Source organism: Neisseria sp. SLRRB23 (assembly GCF_050896295.1).
Lineage (GTDB): Bacteria > Pseudomonadota > Gammaproteobacteria > Burkholderiales > Neisseriaceae > Neisseria.
Genome location: NZ_JBPBFH010000041.1, coordinates 1 through 15,572, shown reverse-complemented (window position 1 = coordinate 15,572; position 15,572 = coordinate 1). Strand labels below are relative to the sequence as shown.

General features: G+C 50.1%; 13 protein-coding genes, 5 tRNA genes and 3 pseudogenes. 17 read left to right on the top strand and 4 right to left on the bottom strand.

The features are described from left to right. From ACRPFF_RS09915 to ACRPFF_RS09900, 4 genes and pseudogenes are all read left to right on the top strand, one after another. Positions 1 to 306, top strand: a 306-nt coding sequence (locus ACRPFF_RS09915) for a pseudouridine synthase (RefSeq protein ID WP_432674551.1), incomplete at its 5' end; no start/stop codon positions are given. A 94-nt stretch (positions 307 to 400) separates the two neighbouring features. Next, positions 401 to 1,055 (top strand): annotated as a pseudogene (locus ACRPFF_RS09910) (IS1595 family transposase). Between the two features lie 148 nt (positions 1,056 to 1,203). Then, positions 1,204 to 1,665, top strand: a complete 462-nt coding sequence (locus tag ACRPFF_RS09905; protein WP_432674550.1) for a hypothetical protein — start codon at positions 1,204 to 1,206, stop codon at positions 1,663 to 1,665. Positions 1,666 to 1,717: 52 nt separating this feature from the next. Further along, a pseudogene (locus ACRPFF_RS09900) lies at positions 1,718 to 1,836 on the top strand (IS1595 family transposase); the annotation flags it as partial. Between the two features lie 97 nt (positions 1,837 to 1,933). Here ACRPFF_RS09900 and ACRPFF_RS09895 read toward each other — a convergent pair. Together ACRPFF_RS09895 and ACRPFF_RS09890 are read right to left on the bottom strand one after the other, a co-directional pair. Beyond that, positions 1,934 to 2,575: an alpha/beta hydrolase gene (locus ACRPFF_RS09895; RefSeq protein ID WP_432674549.1), complete on the bottom strand. Its 642-nt coding sequence runs from the start codon at positions 2,573 to 2,575 to the stop codon at positions 1,934 to 1,936. Positions 2,576 to 2,629: 54 nt separating this feature from the next. After that, positions 2,630 to 3,421 (bottom strand): polyamine aminopropyltransferase, encoded by a 792-nt coding sequence (locus ACRPFF_RS09890; protein ID WP_308075584.1) that lies wholly within the window; start codon positions 3,419 to 3,421, stop codon positions 2,630 to 2,632. Between the two features lie 165 nt (positions 3,422 to 3,586). Between ACRPFF_RS09890 and ACRPFF_RS09885 the strand changes: the two genes are divergently transcribed. The 12 genes and pseudogenes from ACRPFF_RS09885 (at position 3,587) to ACRPFF_RS09830 (ending at position 11,280) form a co-directional block, all read left to right on the top strand. After that, positions 3,587 to 3,662, top strand: a tRNA-Thr gene (locus ACRPFF_RS09885). A gap of 34 nt (positions 3,663 to 3,696) precedes the next feature. After that, positions 3,697 to 3,769 (top strand) — tRNA-Thr (locus ACRPFF_RS09880). 144 nt (positions 3,770 to 3,913) lie between these two features. Then, positions 3,914 to 4,705: pseudogene (gene panB, locus ACRPFF_RS09875) on the top strand (3-methyl-2-oxobutanoate hydroxymethyltransferase). 122 nt (positions 4,706 to 4,827) lie between these two features. Further along, positions 4,828 to 5,664: a pantoate--beta-alanine ligase gene (gene panC, locus ACRPFF_RS09870; RefSeq protein ID WP_432674548.1), complete on the top strand. Its 837-nt coding sequence runs from the start codon at positions 4,828 to 4,830 to the stop codon at positions 5,662 to 5,664. 159 nt (positions 5,665 to 5,823) lie between these two features. Next, positions 5,824 to 7,668 (top strand): tetratricopeptide repeat protein, encoded by a 1,845-nt coding sequence (locus ACRPFF_RS09865; RefSeq protein ID WP_432674552.1) that lies wholly within the window; start codon positions 5,824 to 5,826, stop codon positions 7,666 to 7,668. 130 nt (positions 7,669 to 7,798) lie between these two features. Next, positions 7,799 to 8,380, top strand: a complete 582-nt coding sequence (gene lolB / locus ACRPFF_RS09860; protein ID WP_432674547.1) for a lipoprotein insertase outer membrane protein LolB — start codon at positions 7,799 to 7,801, stop codon at positions 8,378 to 8,380. Between the two features lie 9 nt (positions 8,381 to 8,389). Further along, positions 8,390 to 9,235 carry a 4-(cytidine 5'-diphospho)-2-C-methyl-D-erythritol kinase gene (gene ispE / locus ACRPFF_RS09855; RefSeq protein WP_432674546.1) on the top strand — a complete coding sequence of 282 codons (846 nt, stop codon included), beginning with the start codon at positions 8,390 to 8,392 and terminating at the stop codon, positions 9,233 to 9,235. A gap of 7 nt (positions 9,236 to 9,242) precedes the next feature. After that, positions 9,243 to 9,318 (top strand) — tRNA-Gln (locus ACRPFF_RS09850). A gap of 12 nt (positions 9,319 to 9,330) precedes the next feature. Beyond that, positions 9,331 to 9,406 (top strand) — tRNA-Gln (locus ACRPFF_RS09845). Between the two features lie 8 nt (positions 9,407 to 9,414). Then, positions 9,415 to 9,490, top strand: a tRNA-Gln gene (locus ACRPFF_RS09840). 167 nt (positions 9,491 to 9,657) lie between these two features. Then, positions 9,658 to 10,641 carry a ribose-phosphate pyrophosphokinase gene (locus ACRPFF_RS09835; protein ID WP_107859805.1) on the top strand — a complete coding sequence of 328 codons (984 nt, stop codon included), beginning with the start codon at positions 9,658 to 9,660 and terminating at the stop codon, positions 10,639 to 10,641. 66 nt (positions 10,642 to 10,707) lie between these two features. Then, positions 10,708 to 11,280, top strand: a complete 573-nt coding sequence (locus ACRPFF_RS09830; protein WP_002217483.1) for a 50S ribosomal protein L25/general stress protein Ctc — start codon at positions 10,708 to 10,710, stop codon at positions 11,278 to 11,280. 124 nt (positions 11,281 to 11,404) lie between these two features. Here ACRPFF_RS09830 and ACRPFF_RS09825 read toward each other — a convergent pair whose 3' ends face one another. Continuing rightward, a complete protein-coding gene (locus tag ACRPFF_RS09825; protein WP_432674545.1) occupies positions 11,405 to 12,574 on the bottom strand; it encodes a D-alanyl-D-alanine carboxypeptidase family protein in 1,170 nt (389 codons plus the stop codon). 147 nt (positions 12,575 to 12,721) lie between these two features. On the opposite strand from ACRPFF_RS09825, the gene ilvA reads away from it, so the two are divergent. Next, on the top strand, positions 12,722 to 14,248 hold the full coding sequence (gene ilvA / locus ACRPFF_RS09820) for a threonine ammonia-lyase, biosynthetic (RefSeq protein ID WP_432674544.1): 1,527 nt from the start codon (positions 12,722 to 12,724) through the stop codon (positions 14,246 to 14,248). Positions 14,249 to 14,303: 55 nt separating this feature from the next. Here ilvA and ACRPFF_RS09815 read toward each other — a convergent pair whose 3' ends face one another. After that, positions 14,304 to 15,377 (bottom strand): sulfate/molybdate ABC transporter ATP-binding protein, encoded by a 1,074-nt coding sequence (locus ACRPFF_RS09815; protein ID WP_432674543.1) that lies wholly within the window; start codon positions 15,375 to 15,377, stop codon positions 14,304 to 14,306. Positions 15,378 to 15,572 lie beyond the last annotated feature (195 nt).

Below are 15,572 nucleotides of genomic sequence, written 5' to 3'. Positions count from 1 at the left end.
GAAAAATTTTTTACGACGCAAGAGGCGGAAGGCGAACCAAACGCACATACGACGGTCGAACTGATTGAAAACAGAGGGGAATTCAGCCTTTACCGCCTTACGCCGCATACCGGTAAGAAACACCAGTTGCGCGTACACATGATGGGTTTGGGTATGCCGCTGTTGAATGACGCACTCTATCCCGTGCCGTCTGAAGCGGGAAGCGAGGATTATCGGAAGCCTTTGAAGTTATTGGCAAAAAGAATTGCGTTTGCAGATCCTTTGTCGGGTCGGGAAAGGGTGTTTTGCAGTGGGTTTTGCCTATAATGAGGGGGAATGCAAACCCGTATCGGCAGATGCCGCCGATGCGGGTTTTATATTAGGGGCTGTACTAGATTAGTAGATATGTTACCCTCAAAGTATGAAGATAACACACTGCAAATTAAAGAAAGAAGTACAAAAAGAACCGCTCCGTTCTTTTGTACCGGAAGTTACCGCCCGTTCTGCCGCCGATATTTTGGGTATCCATCCCGATTCGGCGGCACTGTTTTACCGTAAAATCCGCACGGTTATCAACTATCATTTGGCCTTGGCTGCCGATGAGGTTTTTGGAGGGCTCTATTGAGCTGGACGAAAGCTATTTCGGCGGACGACGTAAAGGTAGACGTGGTCGCGGTGCAGCAGGAAAAGTGGTTGTCTTCGGCATTCTGAAACTCAACGGACGGGTCTATACTGTTGTCGTAGATAATGCTAAGTCTGAAACGTTACTCCCTGTCATCAAAAAGAAAATCATGCCGGACAGTATTGTTTATACCGATAGTCTGAGCAGCTACGACAAGTTGGACGTGAGCGGTTTTATCCATTACCGCATCAACCATTCCAAGGAATTTGCAGACCGTCAAAACCACATTAACGGCATTGAGAATTTTTGGAATCAGGCAAAACGCGTCTTGCGAAAATACAACGGAATCGATCACAAATCTTTCCCGCTGTTCTTGAAAGAATGCGAATTTCGATTTAACTTCGGCACACCGTCTCAACAGCTTAAAATCCTGCGGGATTGGTGTGGAATTTAGGGCTAATCTAGTACAGCCCCTTTTGAAATGCATGCCTTTGGAGGAGGTGCAATAAATAACGTAAAAACGCTCTTCAGAAACGTGGAAACTATAATTGGCAGCCCAGGTCAAGGCGTATCTTTTAGAATTGAGTTTAAAGGAGAGGTAAATGTTGTTAACTAAGTTGAAAATTTTGCTATTTTTGTTCTTATTTATTTTTGTATTGGCTATCATTTTGCTTTTCTTCTTTTTTAGTTCGGATATTGAGAATTTCGGGAACTATCAGTTTGAATATGTTTACGATAAAGGTTGGCCTGCTAATTATATTTTAGTCATGAAAGATGGAAATGAAGGGAATTTTGATAAAATAATATCTGGATTGGTTTTAGAATATTATAAGGAGGATGATAACATTTATTTTTCTTATATTGACGGACAAGGATTTGCTTCAGACTCTTGCTATTACAAACCGGAAATTTTATATGGAAAAATTCTTTTAAATGAAAATCATATCATTAATATTAATAGCATGGAAAAAAATAATTTTCTTTCAGAAGATAAAATAATGAAGGGAACAAGAAATTGGCTAGCAGACCCTAAAAATAAATGTAATATACAGGCTCTAGACTAGCAGAATTATATAAGGGGCTGTACTAGATTAGCAGATATGTTACCCTCAAAGTATGAAGATAACACACTGTAAATTAAAGAAAAAAGTACAAAAAGAACTGCTCCGTTTTTTGTGCTGGAAGTTACCGCCCATTCTGCCGCCGATATTTTGGGTATCCATCCCAATTCGGCACACCGTCCCGGCAGCTAAAAATCCTGCGGGATCGGTGTGGAATTTAGGGCTAATCTAGTACAGCCCCTTATATTATCGATGCCGTCTGAAAGGGGCTTTATCCGTTCAGGCATACGGGCGCGAAGCGGAGGATGGTGTCGCGCAGGACGATGAGTTTGCCGTGAAAGAAATGCGTGGAACCGGCGATGGTAATGACGGGCAAATCTTGCGGTTCTGCCCATTTCAGTGCTTTCCCGATTTCGACGACTTCGTCTTCCGCGCCGTGTATCATCAGTGTTTTTGCAACGTTGGGAACGGCTGACGGTTCCGGACGGTTGGTATAGTGGCAGACTGCCGCGCCCATGAGTAGTAACAGGTCGGGTATGCGCTCTTGTGCGGCAAATGTGGCGACATAACCGCCGAAGGAGAAGCCGGATAAGGCAAATTCGGGGGCTTCGGGATGTTGGGCACGGGCATAGTCGATGACGGCGAGGCAGTCTTGCGTTTCGCCGCGTCCGTAATCGTGTGTGCCTTCGCTGTTGCCTACGCCGCGAAGGTTGGGCAGGTAGCAGTGGAAGCCGAGTTTGCTTAAGGCTTTGGCGGCGGTTTGGATGACTTTGTTGGTGTTTGTTCCGCCCTGGAGGGGGTTGGGATGATTGATGACGGCAACACCGCGTGCCGGTACTTGTTCGGACGGGATATGGATGGTTTCTAAAATGCCGGCAGGACCGGATATGTGTATGGTTTCGGGTTTCAGCATAATGATTTCCTCTTGATTTTCCGCATATTCCGATGCAGCCGCGAAGATGGCGGCTTAAAGGTGGAAATGCTTGCCGTTGTTAGGGTTGGAGGCTTTCAGGTCGGCAAGCATGCGGTGGAAGTCCAATCCGTATGCGTTGCTCAGTTTATCGGCACGTTTTTTGAGTTTGTCTATGTTTTGCTCTTTAGGGCTGCTTTGGAAGGCCATTACCGCGACATTGCCGTGACTTTCGGCAGGAAGTTCCAATACGCGCCCTTCAAAAACGTTCAACAACCGTTCGATAAAGCGTTGATAACGTTTGTCGCCGCTCCACCAGTTGGTCACGAATATGCCGTCTGAAGAGAGTGCGTTTCGGCAGTCTCGGAAGAACGGTTCTTCAACCAGCGTATCGATGATTTGTTCGCCGTCGAATCCGTCCACCAAGATGATATCGGTGTTGTGGCGGAAGACTTTGATGTACTCTGCACCGTCTGCCTCAATAATTTCAAATTTCTCGCCCTCGAAAGGCAACTCAAACAGGTTGCGGGCAATGGCGATAACCTGCGGGTTGATATCTACAGCAGTTTGACGTGTATCGGGCAGGTAGGTATCTATCCAGCGTGCAAACGAGCCGCCGCCCAAGCCGATTTGGGTGATATGCTGCGGCAGGCGTTCCGCAAACAGCAGCCAGCCCATCATCGCGCGGCTGTAAGAGAGCACCAGCTCGGACGGGTGGTCGAGGTTCATCGAGCTTTGAACGGTGTCGCTGCCCAAGTGAAGCGAACGGATATTGCCTTCTTCGGAAATGCCGACTTCGGGAAAGCCGGATTTTGCAGGACGCAGGCGGCGGTAGGGATGTCTTGCCATCGGTGTAAACGGTCGGTTTGAAAGGCGGATATTTTATCAGAATGCCGATGCTTGTCCTGTTTCAAATTAATTTTGTTTTAAATAAGATACTTAGTGTATTTTTATGAGGGGGTCGAACAAATTCCTTGCCAAAGTGTGAAGTTGCCTGCATAATTCGCCTTCTTTGCCGGTATAGCTCAGTTGGTAGAGCACCTGACTTGTAATCAGGGGGTCCCGAGTTCGACTCTTGGTGCCGGCACCATTTCTGCTGATGGTGTTGCAAAACATTTCAGTAAGCCGGTATAGCTCAGTTGGTAGAGCACCTGACTTGTAATCAGGGGGTCCCGAGTTCGACTCTTGGTGCCGGCACCCGATTTGACAGCCCGATTGTGCAAAACAGTCGGGCTGTTTTGCATTTGCGGCACGGTCAGTGGCAGGGCTGCGGGCATTTCACTATAATAGCCCGTTTCAAACTGAAAAGGCCGTCTGAAAAGGGCGGGGTAACAATATCTGATGATTACTGTGAACACACTGCAAAAAATGAAGGCGGCGGGCGAAAAAATCGCCATGCCGACCGCTTACGAATCCAGTTTTGCGGCTTTGATGGAAGAAGCCGGCGTGGATGTGCTGTTGGTTGGGGATTCTTTGGGTATGGCGGTTCAGGGGCGGAAATCGACGCTGCCCGTCAGCCTGCGCGATATGTGCTATCACACCGAATGTGTAGCACGCGGTGCAAAAAATGCGATGATTGTCAGTGATTTGCCGTTTGGTGCATATCAGCAGAGTAAGGAGCAGGCGTTTGCCGCCGCTGCCGAACTGATGGCGGCAGGAGCGCATATGGTCAAACTCGAAGGCGGCGTGTGGATGGCGGAAACGACTGAATTTCTGCAAATGCGCGGCATTCCGGTTTGAGCGCACATCGGTCTGACCCCGCAATCCGTGTTTGCCTTCGGCGGATACAAGGTTCAGGGGCGCGGAAGTAAGGCGCAGGCGTTGCTTAACGATGCCAAGGCGCATGACGATGCGGGGGCGGCGGTCGTGCTGATGGAGTGTGTTCCTGCGGAACTGGCAAAAAAGGTAACTGAATCCGTTTCTTGTCCGACTATCGGTATCGGTGCGGGTGCGGATTGCGACGGGCAGGTTTTGGTGATGCACGATATGCTCGGTATTTTTCCGGGTAAAACGGCGAAATTCGTCAAAAACTTTATGCATGGGCAAAGCAGCATTCAGGCGGCGGTTCGGGCGTATGTTGCCGAAGTCAAAGCCAAAACCTTCCCTGCTGCGGAACATATTTTTGCAGACTGAACAAGGTTTGCTGCTGATGCCGTCTGAAAGCCGTTTCAGACGGCATTTTGTTTTACCATGTACGGCGCGTATAATCGGCGCGTTTTGTCGGGCAGGAAGCCCGAAGGATAAGGATTACCGTTATGCAAATCATACATACCATTCAAGAACTGCGCGCGTGGCGCAAAAATGCGGGAACGGTGGCGTTCGTGCCGACTATGGGCAACCTGCACGAAGGGCATCTTGCCCTCGTTCGCGAAGCCAAAAAACGCGCCGACAACGTTGTTGTCAGCATATTCGTCAACCGTTTGCAATTTGGTCAGGGCGAAGATTTCGACAAATATCCGCGTACTTTGCAACAGGATGTGGACAAACTTGCCGCCGAAGGCATTGCCGTTGTTTTCGCGCCCGATGAGAAAGAACTCTATCCGAACGTGGAACAACGGTATAACGTCGAACCGCCCCATCTGCAAAACGAATTGTGCGGCAAATTCCGCCCGGGACATTTCCGCGGGGTGGCAACGGTAGTGTCTAAGCTGTTCAATATTGTCGCGCCGGATGTTGCCTGTTTCGGCAAAAAAGATTACCAGCAGCTTGCCGTGATTAAAGGTTTGACCGAGGATTTGAATTTCGACATCGAAATTGTCCCCGTCGATACGGGGCGGGCGGCGGACGGTTTGGCACTCTCCAGCCGCAACCAGTACTTGAGCGTTGAGGAACGCGCCGAAGCACCGCGCTTGTACCGCGAGCTGCAGGCGGTTGCCGAATCGCTGAAGCAGGGCAGTTTGGATTATGCCGGTTTGGAAAAACGGGCCGTCCAATCTCTGACGGAACACGGCTGGACGGTCGATTATGTCGAAATCCGCCACGCCGATACGCTCGAAGTGGCACGGACGGGAGATAGGAGACTGGTGGTTTTGGCTGCGGCCCGTTTGGGGGCGACGCGTCTGATTGACAATGTGGAAATAAAACTCCCTTGAATTGCAAGCGTTGGTAATGCCGTCTGAAGCAGTATTTCAGACGGCATTTATTTTTTTGAACGGGGTTTCGCAAATCTACAAACGATTCTGCTTGTGATAAAGTTACGCCTGATTATATGCCGTCTGAAAGTTCGGACGGATGTCGGATAAAGGATGATTATGCTACCTAACCGTTTCAAAATGTTAACTGTGTTGACGGCAGCCTTGATTGCCGGACAGGTGTCTGCCGCCGGAGGCGGTGCGGGGGATATGAAACAGCCGAAGGAAGTCGGAAAGGTTTTAAGGAAACATCAGCGTTACAGCGAGGAAGAAATCAAAAACGAACGCGCACGGCTTGCGGCAGTGGGCGAACGGGTTAATCAGATATTTACGTTGCTGGGAGGGGAAACCGCCTTGCAAAAGGGGCAGGCGGGAACGGCACTTGCCGCCTATATGCTGATGTTGGAGCGTACAAAATCCCCCGAAGTTGCCGAACGTGCCTTGGAAATGGCCGTGTCGCTGAATGCGTTTGAACAGGCTGAGATGATTTATCAGAAATGGCGGCAGATTGAGCCTATACCGGGTGAGGCGCAAAAACGGATGGCCTGGTTGCGGAGCGTGCTGAAAGGAGAAGAAAATCAACGTTTGGACGGGCTGGAAGAGGTCTTGGCGCAGGCAGATGACGGGCAAAACCGCAGGATATTTTTGCTGCTGGCGCAAGCCGCCGTGCAGCAGGGCGGATTGGCGCAAAAAGCATCGGAGGCCGTCCACCGCGCGGCGTTGAAATATGAACATCTGCCCGAAGCGGCGGTTGCCGATGTGGTTTTTAACGTGCAAGTACGGGAAAAAGATAAAGCAATCGCGGCATTGCAACGCTTGGCAAAACTTGATACGGAGATACTACCGCCGACCCTGGTAACCTTGCGTTTGGTTGCGCGCCGTTATCCCGAGATACTCAGTGGCTTTTTCGAGCAAACAGACACCAAAAACCTTTCAACCGTCTGGCAGGAAATGGAAATTATGAACCTTGTTTCCCTGCACAGGCCCGATGATGCATATGAACGCTTGAAAGTGTTGCTGGATGCCAATCCGAATGCGGATCTGTATATTCAGGCGGCAATATTGGCGACAAACCGGAAAGAAGATATTTCCGTTATCGACGGCTATGTCGAAAAGGCATACGGCAGGGGGACGGAGGAACAGCGGAGCAGGGCGGCGCTAACGGCGGCGATGATGTATGCCGACCGCAGGGATTACGCCAAAGTCAGGCAGTGGCTGAAAAAAGTATCCGCGCCGGAATATCTGTTCGACAAAGGTGTGTCGGCAGTTGTTGCAACTCTCGAACTGGATGGTGCAAAGGCGGCTTTGCGGCAAATTAGGGAAGTACGGAAGCTTCCCGAGCAGCAGGGGCGTTATTTTATGGCGGACAACTTGTCTAAAGTACAGCTGTTTGCACTGTCAAAATTGCCGGATACACGGGAGGCTTTAAGGGAGCTGGACAAGATTATCGAAAAACCGCCTGTCGGCAGCAATACAGAGTTACAGGCAGAGGCATTGGTACAGCGGTCAGTTGTTTACGACCGGCTTGGCAAGCGGAAAAAAATGATTTCAGATCTTGAAAGGGCGTTCAGGCTTGCACCCGATAACGCTCAGATTATGAATAATTTAGGTTATAGCCTGCTTTCCGATTCCGAGCGTTTGGACGAGGGTTTTGTATTGCTTCAGAAGGCATATCAAATTAACCCTGACGATATTGCCGTCAACGACAGCATAGGCTGGGCGTATTACCTGAAAGGTGATGCGGAAAGCGCGCTGCCGTATCTCCGTTATTCGTTTGAGAGTCAGCCTGAGCCCGAAGTTGCCGCCCATCTGGGCGAGGTGTTGTGGGCATTGGGTGAACGCGATCAGGCGGTTGACGTGTGGACTCAGGCGGCACATCTTACGGGAGACAAGAAAATATGGCGCGAAACGCTCAAACGTCACGGAATCACATTGCCCGAACCTTCCCACAAACCTCGGAAATAATGCCGTCTGAACATGGAAGGCGCGGTTGGAAAAAAGACGGCGGCCGCATTCCGCTCCGGCAAATGCCAACGCCTCTGTTTTAAAGGATGTTGTCCACGCGGGTAGGATTTCAATCGGTAAGGAAATTTTCATGAAACATACTGTATCAATAGCGGCAATCCTGCTTTTGTCGGCCTGTGCGCAGTTGCCGCAGGACAGTGCAGGCCTGTGGCAGTCGTCCGAACACATCAGCAGTTTTGCAGCAGAAGGGCGGTTGGCAGTGAAAGCGGAAGGGAAAGGTTCTTATGCGAATTTCGACTGGACATACCAGCCTCCTGTAGAAACCATCAATATCAATACACCTTTAGGCAGTACGCTCGGGCAGTTGTGTCAAGACAAAGACGGTGCGTTGGCAGTGGATGCTAAAGGAAATGTTTATCAGGCGGAAAGTGCGGAGGAATTGAGTCGGCAGCTTATTGGTTTCAACCTGCCAATCCAATATCTGCATATCTGGGCAGACGGCAGACGGGTTGCCCATGCACCTTACCGCATCCTGCCGGACGGTATGCTGGAGCAATACGGTTGGATAATCAGCAGAACCGTCAACAGCGAAGGAAAAGCCCGCATCCTGCAATTGGATAACGGGAAATTGAACATCAGGCTGGTTTTCACCGAGATTGGAATGCCGTCTGAAACCGAAACCCCGGAACGCTGTGCGGCGCGCACGAGATAAGGCGGACAGATGAATATTGCGGACGGACGGCAGGCGTTTCCCGCACCTGCAAAACTGAATCTCGATTTGAGGATTACTGGAAGGCGGGAAGACGGTTATCACAATATCGAAAGCATATTCTGCCTGATAGATTTGCAGGATACCGTATATTTGAAACCAAGGGACGACGGCAAAATTATCCTGCACAATCCGGTTGATGGAATGCCGCAGGAGGCGGATTTAAGCTACCGTGCCGCATCGTTGCTGCAAAAATATGCACGCACCCCTACCGGCGTGGAGATATGGCTGGACAAAAAAATTCCGACCGGGGCCGGTTTGGGCGGAGGAAGCTCGGATGCGGCAACCGTTTTGCTGGTGTTGAACCGTTGGTGGCAGTGCGGTCTGACGCAGCGGCAGCTCATTGATTCGGGCGCGGCTTTGGGGGCGGACGTACCATTTTTTATTTTCGGCAAAAATGCGTTTGCGCGGGGTATAGGCGACAGGCTGGACGAAATGGATATTCCGAAACAGTGGTATGTCATCGTCAAACCGTCCGTCCACGTTTCCACCGCAAAAATTTTCACACACGAAGGCTTGACACGAAATTCCGCCTCAAGCATAATGCCGACTTTCCAAAACCTGCAACCGTTTAGAAATGATATGCAGGCAGTTGTATTTAAAGAATACCCTGAAGTTTGGAAAGCCTATTCCGAATTGTCCCGATATGGGGCTGCTTTAATGACAGGTTCCGGGGCATGTATATTCACGGCCTGTCAAGATAGGAATAGCGCATACAATATATACCGACAAGTTTCAGGTTTGTACGAGGCATATTTGGCAGAGGGTCTTTCAAAACATCCTTTGTTGTCCGTATAAACATTGTTGGGGAGTCGTCAAGCGGTTAAGACACTGGATTTTGATTCCAGCATGCGAAGGTTCGAATCCTTCCTCCCCAGCCAAGCCAAACAAGTTGGGGAGTCGTCAAGCGGTTAAGACACTGGATTTTGATTCCAGCATGCGAAGGTTCGAATCCTTCCTCCCCAGCCATATTTTTTTGGGGAGTCGTCAAGCGGTTAAGACACTGGATTTTGATTCCAGCATGCGAAGGTTCGAATCCTTCCTCCCCAGCCAGATAAAAGCGTGTAAGCTTGCTTACACGCTTTTTGTTTCATAGAAATAAAAATATTGAAATGCCTTTGTTTGTGTCGGATGTTGCAGGTATAATGTCGGGCTTGGTACAAGCGGAGGGAAGCATTGTGTTTTCTGAGCGGAAGTTAAACATAAAATCAGGTGAGAATATGGCTGCGTACGACAGTTTGATGGTATTTACAGGTAATGCCAATCCAGAGTTGGCACAACGCGTTGTCAAACATTTGGATATTTCCTTGGGAGATGCTTCGGTTTCCAAATTCTCAGACGGCGAAGTTGCCGTCGAACTGTTGGAAAACGTACGCGGTCGTGATGTTTTCATCCTTCAGCCGACCTGTGCGCCGACCAATGACAACCTGATGGAAATCCTGACGATGGCGGATGCACTGAAGCGTGCTTCGGCAGGTCGTATTACCGCAGCCATTCCGTATTTCGGCTATGCGCGCCAAGACCGCCGTCCGCGTTCCGTCCGCGTTCCGATTTCTGCCAAACTGGTGGCAAATATGCTGTATTCGGCAGGGATCGACCGTGTTTTGACCGTTGATCTGCACGCAGACCAGATTCAGGGTTTTTTTGATATTCCTGTGGATAATATTTATGCCACCCCGATTCTGTTGAACGATATCAAGCAGCAGCGGATTGAAAACTTGACTGTTGTCAGCCCTGATATCGGCGGTGTAGTCCGCGCCCGCGCCGTGGCAAAATCCCTGAATGCCGACTTGGCAATCATCGATAAACGCCGCCCAAAAGCCAATGTGGCGGAAGTCATGAACATCATCGGCGATATTCAAGGCAGAACCTGTCTGATTGTGGACGATATGATTGACACTGCAAATACGCTGTGCAAAGCCGCCGTCGCCCTGAAAGAGCGGGGGGCAGAACGTGTTCTGGCCTATGCCAGCCACGCAGTATTCTCCGGAGAGGCAGTCAGCCGTATTGCCTCATCCGAAATCGATCAAGTCGTTGTAACAGACACCATTCCTTTGTCTGAAGCAGCGCAAAAATGCGATCGTATCCGTCAGGTAACGATTGCAGGTTTGTTGGCTGAAACGGTTCGCCGTATCAGCAACGAAGAATCCGTCTCATATCTTTTTAATGAAGAAGTGATGACAGGCAGCATGTTGCTGCCATAAGCCCGAAGCCGTCTTAAGCTGGTCGCGGCCGATGACGGTAGTTTTATTTAAATTGGAGTATTTAACATGACTTATGAAATTCAAGCCTCTGTTCGTGAAGCACAAGGCACTGGTGCGAGCCGCCGCCTGCGTCGCGAAGGTCAAATCCCCGGTATTTTGTACGGTGAAGGCCAAGAGCCAGTTGCAATTGCTGTGGATCACAAAACTGTATTTTACGCATTGGAAAAAGAATCTTTCCATACCGCGTTGATTAAGTTGTCTCTGAACGGCGAAACCAAAGACGTTATCGTCCGCGATTTCCAAATGCACCCGTTCCGCCGCGAAGTCCAACACATCGACTTCCAAGCTGTGAAAGCTGATCAACTTGTACGTATCCGTGTTCCCCTGCACATCGTTAACGCTGAAAATTCCCAAGCGGTCAAACTGCAAGGCGGTCGTGTGTCTCTGTTGAACACGACTGTTGAAGTGCTTGCGTTGCCTGCCAATATCCCTGCTTTCTTGGATTTGGATTGTGCCGAAGTGGTTGCCGGTGACATTTTGCACTTGTCAGACATCAAATTGCCTGAAGGTGTAGAAAGCGTTTCCCTGAAACGTAACGAAAATCTGGCTGTTGCCACCGTTACCGGTAAGAAACGCTAATTGATTTCAGCAGCAGGGCGGCGCGTATGCAATACGTACCGCCCTGTTGTTTTATGCCGTCTGAACCGTGTTTCAGACGGCATTTCTTTATTTGTTGGAAAAGCGGGATATTTGAAACGGCGGATTACTGCCCTGTCAGACGCACCCAAAGCCTTTGCCACCGGCTTCTTTTTTCTACATTTTCCAGCGCGGCGATTTCTTTTTCGGCAATGGTGTATCCGTTTTGTCTGATTTTGATTTTTCCTAAAATCTGCCCTTTTTTTACCGGGGCGGGAATCGGCTGTATGGTTTCCAAAATTTGTTCGGCTGTTTTCGCTTCCTTATGTGGCAGAGTGATGTAGGCTTCTTTGAGGAAGCCTGCGCGGACGGTTTTTTTGCTGCCTCCGGAAATTTGGATTTGGGCAACGGTTTTGCCTTTCGGATATATTTTGGGCGTATCGAAGGCCTGCAATGCCCAGTTCAGCAGCTTGCTGTTGTCCGATGCGCGTGTTTCCGCCGATTCCGAACCCAATGTGATGACAAGGATGTGCCTGCCGTTGCCGGAGTATGACACGGCAAGGTTGTAGCCGCCGCTTTCTGTGTGTCCGGCTTTCAGACCGTTTACATTGTTGTCCCTATATAAAAGGATATTGCGGTTGTTTTGTTCTATATTTTTGAATTTGAAAGATTTGATGGAAAACAGCGGGTAATATTCCGGAAAGTCGCGCATCAATGCTTCAGACAGCAGGGCGAGGTCTTTGGCGGTGGAAACCTGTCCTTCTCTACTCAAGCCTGTCGGGTTTTTGAATACGGTGTTTTTCATGCCCAGGCGTCGGGCTTCTTTGTTCATTTGTTGCACAAAATTTTCAATCGAGCCGTTGCCCAGCCGGCCGGCAAGGGTTAGGGCGGCATCGTTTGCGGATAGGGCAATCATGCCTTTTAAGAGTTTGTCGATGCTGACCGTATCGCCGGGACGTACAAACATTCTGCTTCCTTCTGAAGCCCATGCGGATTCGGGTATTTTTAAGTTTTCTTCAGATTGGATATTTCCCGATTTCATGTTTTTGAAAACCAAATATGCGGTCATCAGTTGGGTTAGTGCCGCCGGTTCGACAGGGGTATTGATGTTTTTGGCGGATAAAGTCTGTCTGCTTTGAAGGTCGATAACGATGTGTGCCGCTGTGAGGGTTTCGGGTGTTTGGAGCGTGGGGGCGGCGTGTACCGTCGGTCTGTTGGACGCGGGCGATGCAGCCGTTGTGTGAGAAACGCCTAAGATGATGGAAAGCAGGACGGGCAGGATTTTATGTGCTGTCATGAAATATTCTAATTGTGTGAGTGTTTCAGCCTGCCGATTATACGCTTAGGGTGTCTGATCGGGCGGATTTTTCTTGCTTTCGTGCCGTCTTGGGCGTATGGTTTTGGGTTTTGCGATTTTAATAAACCGATTATCCCATATTGAATTATGAACACGCCCCTTCCTTATTCCGATTACCTCATCCGCATCCTGACGGCATCTGTCTATGATGTCGCGGTCGAAACGCCTTTGGAACCGGCACGCAGCCTTTCTGTACGTTTGAAAAACAACATCCTTTTGAAACGCGAAGATTTGCAGCCGGTTTTTTCGTTCAAAATACGCGGCGCGTACAACAAAATGTCCAAGTTGCCGAAAGATGCGCTCGCTTGCGGCGTGATTGCGGCAAGTGCGGGCAACCATGCCCAAGGGGTGGCATTGTCCGCACAGCGTTTGGGTTGCCGTGCCGTTATCGTTATGCCGGAGACTACGCCAAAAATTAAAGTGGATGCGGTTAAGAGCCGTGGCGGCGAGGTGGTTTTGCGCGGTGTTTCATACAACGATGCATACGATTATGCGATGGAGTTGGCGGAAAAAGAAGGGTTAACCTATATCGCACCGTTTGACGATCCTGATGTGATTGCGGGACAGGGGACGGTGGGGATGGAAATTGTCAGCCAGCATCCCGATCCAATCCGCGCCGTATTCGTACCGATAGGGGGGGGCGGTTTGGCAGCGGGCGTAGCGGCATTTATCAAACAGGTCCGTCCCGAAATCAAAGTCATCGGCGTTCAGACACATGATTCCTGTTGTATGAAGCAATCGGTCGAAGCGGGCCAAATCGTCCATTTAAAAGATGTCGGGCTGTTTTCAGACGGCACTGCGGTCAAAGTCGTCGGAAACGAAACCTTCCGTCTCTGCAAAGAACTTTTGGATGAAATTATTACAGTCGATACCGATGCGGTTTGCGGTGCGGTCAAGGATATTTTCGATGACACGCGCAGCATTACCGAGCCGGCGGGCGCGTTGGCGTTGGCGGGTCTGAAAGCCTATATTGCCCGAGAAGGCGCGGAAAACCAAACCCTGATTGCCGTTACCAGCGGCGCGAATATGAATTTTCACCGTTTGCGCCACGTTTCGGAACGGAGCGAATTGGGCGAGGGCAACGAAGGTATTTTTGCCGTTACCATTCCAGAGGAACGCGGCAGCTTCCTTAAGTTTGTCAATATATTGGGAAATAGGAATATTACCGAGTTCAACTACCGCTACGGGGACGATGAAAAAGCGCATATCTTTGTCGGACTTCAAGCGGCAGGCCCGCAGGATTTGGCGGTTATCGGCAGCCGGTTGGATGAGGCGGGATTGCCCAATGTCGATCTGACCGATGATGAGATTGCCAAAATCCATATCCGTTATATGGTTGGAGGACGGACGGATAAAGTAGAAAACGAGCGTCTGGTCAGTTTTGAGTTTCCGGAGCGTCCGGGGGCATTGGCACGCTTTTTGAACCATATGCAGGGAGGGTGGAACATTACGCTCTTCCATTACCGCAACCACGGTGCGGATTACGGGCGGATTTTGGTCGGTATCGACGTGCCGCCGCACGATGCCGCCGCATTTGACGGTTTCTTGGAAAGTCTGGGATACAGCTATCACGAGGAAACGCAAAATGCCGCGTACAAGCTGTTTCTTGCCTGACGCTTGACACGCAATGCCGTCTGAAAGCCTTTCAGACGGCATTGTGCTTTCGGGATTAAATCGAATATTCAATCAGCTCGTTTTGAGAAAAAACATAAACCTGTTTCGGAATTAAGTTTAATTCTTTGCCTTCGGCGATTGGGTAACGCGCGGCATCGCTGCCAGCCAGCGTGATGTGCACGTCTTGTTTGCCGTGTTTCACCAAAACGTGCGTCAATGCGCCGACGGCGTGGATTTTTTCGATTTCGGCACAAATCATCGGGGTTTCGTGTTCGGCGGCGATCTGCCATTCGTGCGGGCGGATATAGCCGGTGGCGGTTTGTNCCTGCCATTTGTATTGCGCGTCCAATTTCCACGCGAAGCCGTTGTAATGCCAGAAGCCTTTTTCGATGCGTCCTTCAAATGCGTCGGTTTCGCCTAAGAACTCGGTAACGAAGGCGTTTTCGGGTTTGCGGTAAATGGTTTCGGCGCTGCCGGTTTGTTCAATTTTGCCGTGGTTCATGACGACAATTTCGTCGGAAACTTCGAGGGCTTCCTCTTGGTCGTGCGTAACCAGAATGCTGGTTACACCGAGGTTGTGATGAATGTCGCGCANCCAAGTGCGTAATTCTTTGCGTACTTTGGCATCCAACGCGCCGAAGGGTTCGTCCAGGAGTAGGAGTTTGGGTTCGACGGCGAGGGCGCGGGCGAGGGCAATGCGTTGGCGTTGGCCGCCGGAGAGCTGGTGCGGATAGAATTTTGCCAAATGCGAGAGCTGCACGAGTTTGAGCAATTCTTCGACTTTGGTGCGGATTTGTTCTTTGGACGGGCGTTCGGACTTGGGCAATACGGTCAAACCGAAAGCGACGTTGTCAAACACGTTCATATGGCGGAAAAGGGCGTAGTGTTGGAACACGAAGCCGACTTTGCGCTCACGGACGTGTTTGGCGGTTACGTCTTGCCCGTCAAACAGAATCTTGCCGCCGTCGGCGTTTTCCAGTCCGGCGATAATGCGTAAAAGCGTGGTTTTGCCGCAGCCGGACGGGCCGAGCAGGGAAACGAGTTTGCCGGTAGGGACGTTGAGGTTGATGTTTTTCAGTGCGTGAAAATTGCCGAAGTGTTTGTTTAAGTTTTGGATGGTGATGCTCATATTGCGTTCCTTTCGGCGGCGGCGAGTTTTTTGTCTTGTATAGTGGATTAACAAAAACCAGTACGGCGTTGCCTCGCCTTAGCTCAAAGAGAACGATTCTCTAAGGTGCTGAAGCACCAAGTGAATCGGTTCCGTACTATTTGTACTGTCTGCGGCTTCGTCGCCTTGTCCTGATTTTTGTTAATCCACTATAAT

Bases quoted from the DNA above. Each gene is read 5' to 3' on its own strand.
- ACRPFF_RS09905 (WP_432674550.1), top strand. From the start codon at position 1,204: ATGTTGTTAACTAAGTTGAAAATTTTGCTATTTTTGTTCTTATTTATT.
- ACRPFF_RS09895 (WP_432674549.1), bottom strand. From the start codon at position 2,575: ATGCTGAAACCCGAAACCATACACATATCCGGTCCTGCCGGCATTTTA.
- ACRPFF_RS09890 (WP_308075584.1), bottom strand. From the start codon at position 3,421: ATGGCAAGACATCCCTACCGCCGCCTGCGTCCTGCAAAATCCGGCTTT.
- panC (WP_432674548.1), top strand. From the start codon at position 4,828: ATGCAAATCATACATACCATTCAAGAACTGCGCGCGTGGCGCAAAAAT.
- ACRPFF_RS09865 (WP_432674552.1), top strand. From the start codon at position 5,824: ATGCTACCTAACCGTTTCAAAATGTTAACTGTGTTGACGGCAGCCTTG.
- lolB (WP_432674547.1), top strand. From the start codon at position 7,799: ATGAAACATACTGTATCAATAGCGGCAATCCTGCTTTTGTCGGCCTGT.
- ispE (WP_432674546.1), top strand. From the start codon at position 8,390: ATGAATATTGCGGACGGACGGCAGGCGTTTCCCGCACCTGCAAAACTG.
- ACRPFF_RS09835 (WP_107859805.1), top strand. From the start codon at position 9,658: ATGGCTGCGTACGACAGTTTGATGGTATTTACAGGTAATGCCAATCCA.
- ACRPFF_RS09830 (WP_002217483.1), top strand. From the start codon at position 10,708: ATGACTTATGAAATTCAAGCCTCTGTTCGTGAAGCACAAGGCACTGGT.
- ACRPFF_RS09825 (WP_432674545.1), bottom strand. From the start codon at position 12,574: ATGACAGCACATAAAATCCTGCCCGTCCTGCTTTCCATCATCTTAGGC.
- ilvA (WP_432674544.1), top strand. From the start codon at position 12,722: ATGAACACGCCCCTTCCTTATTCCGATTACCTCATCCGCATCCTGACG.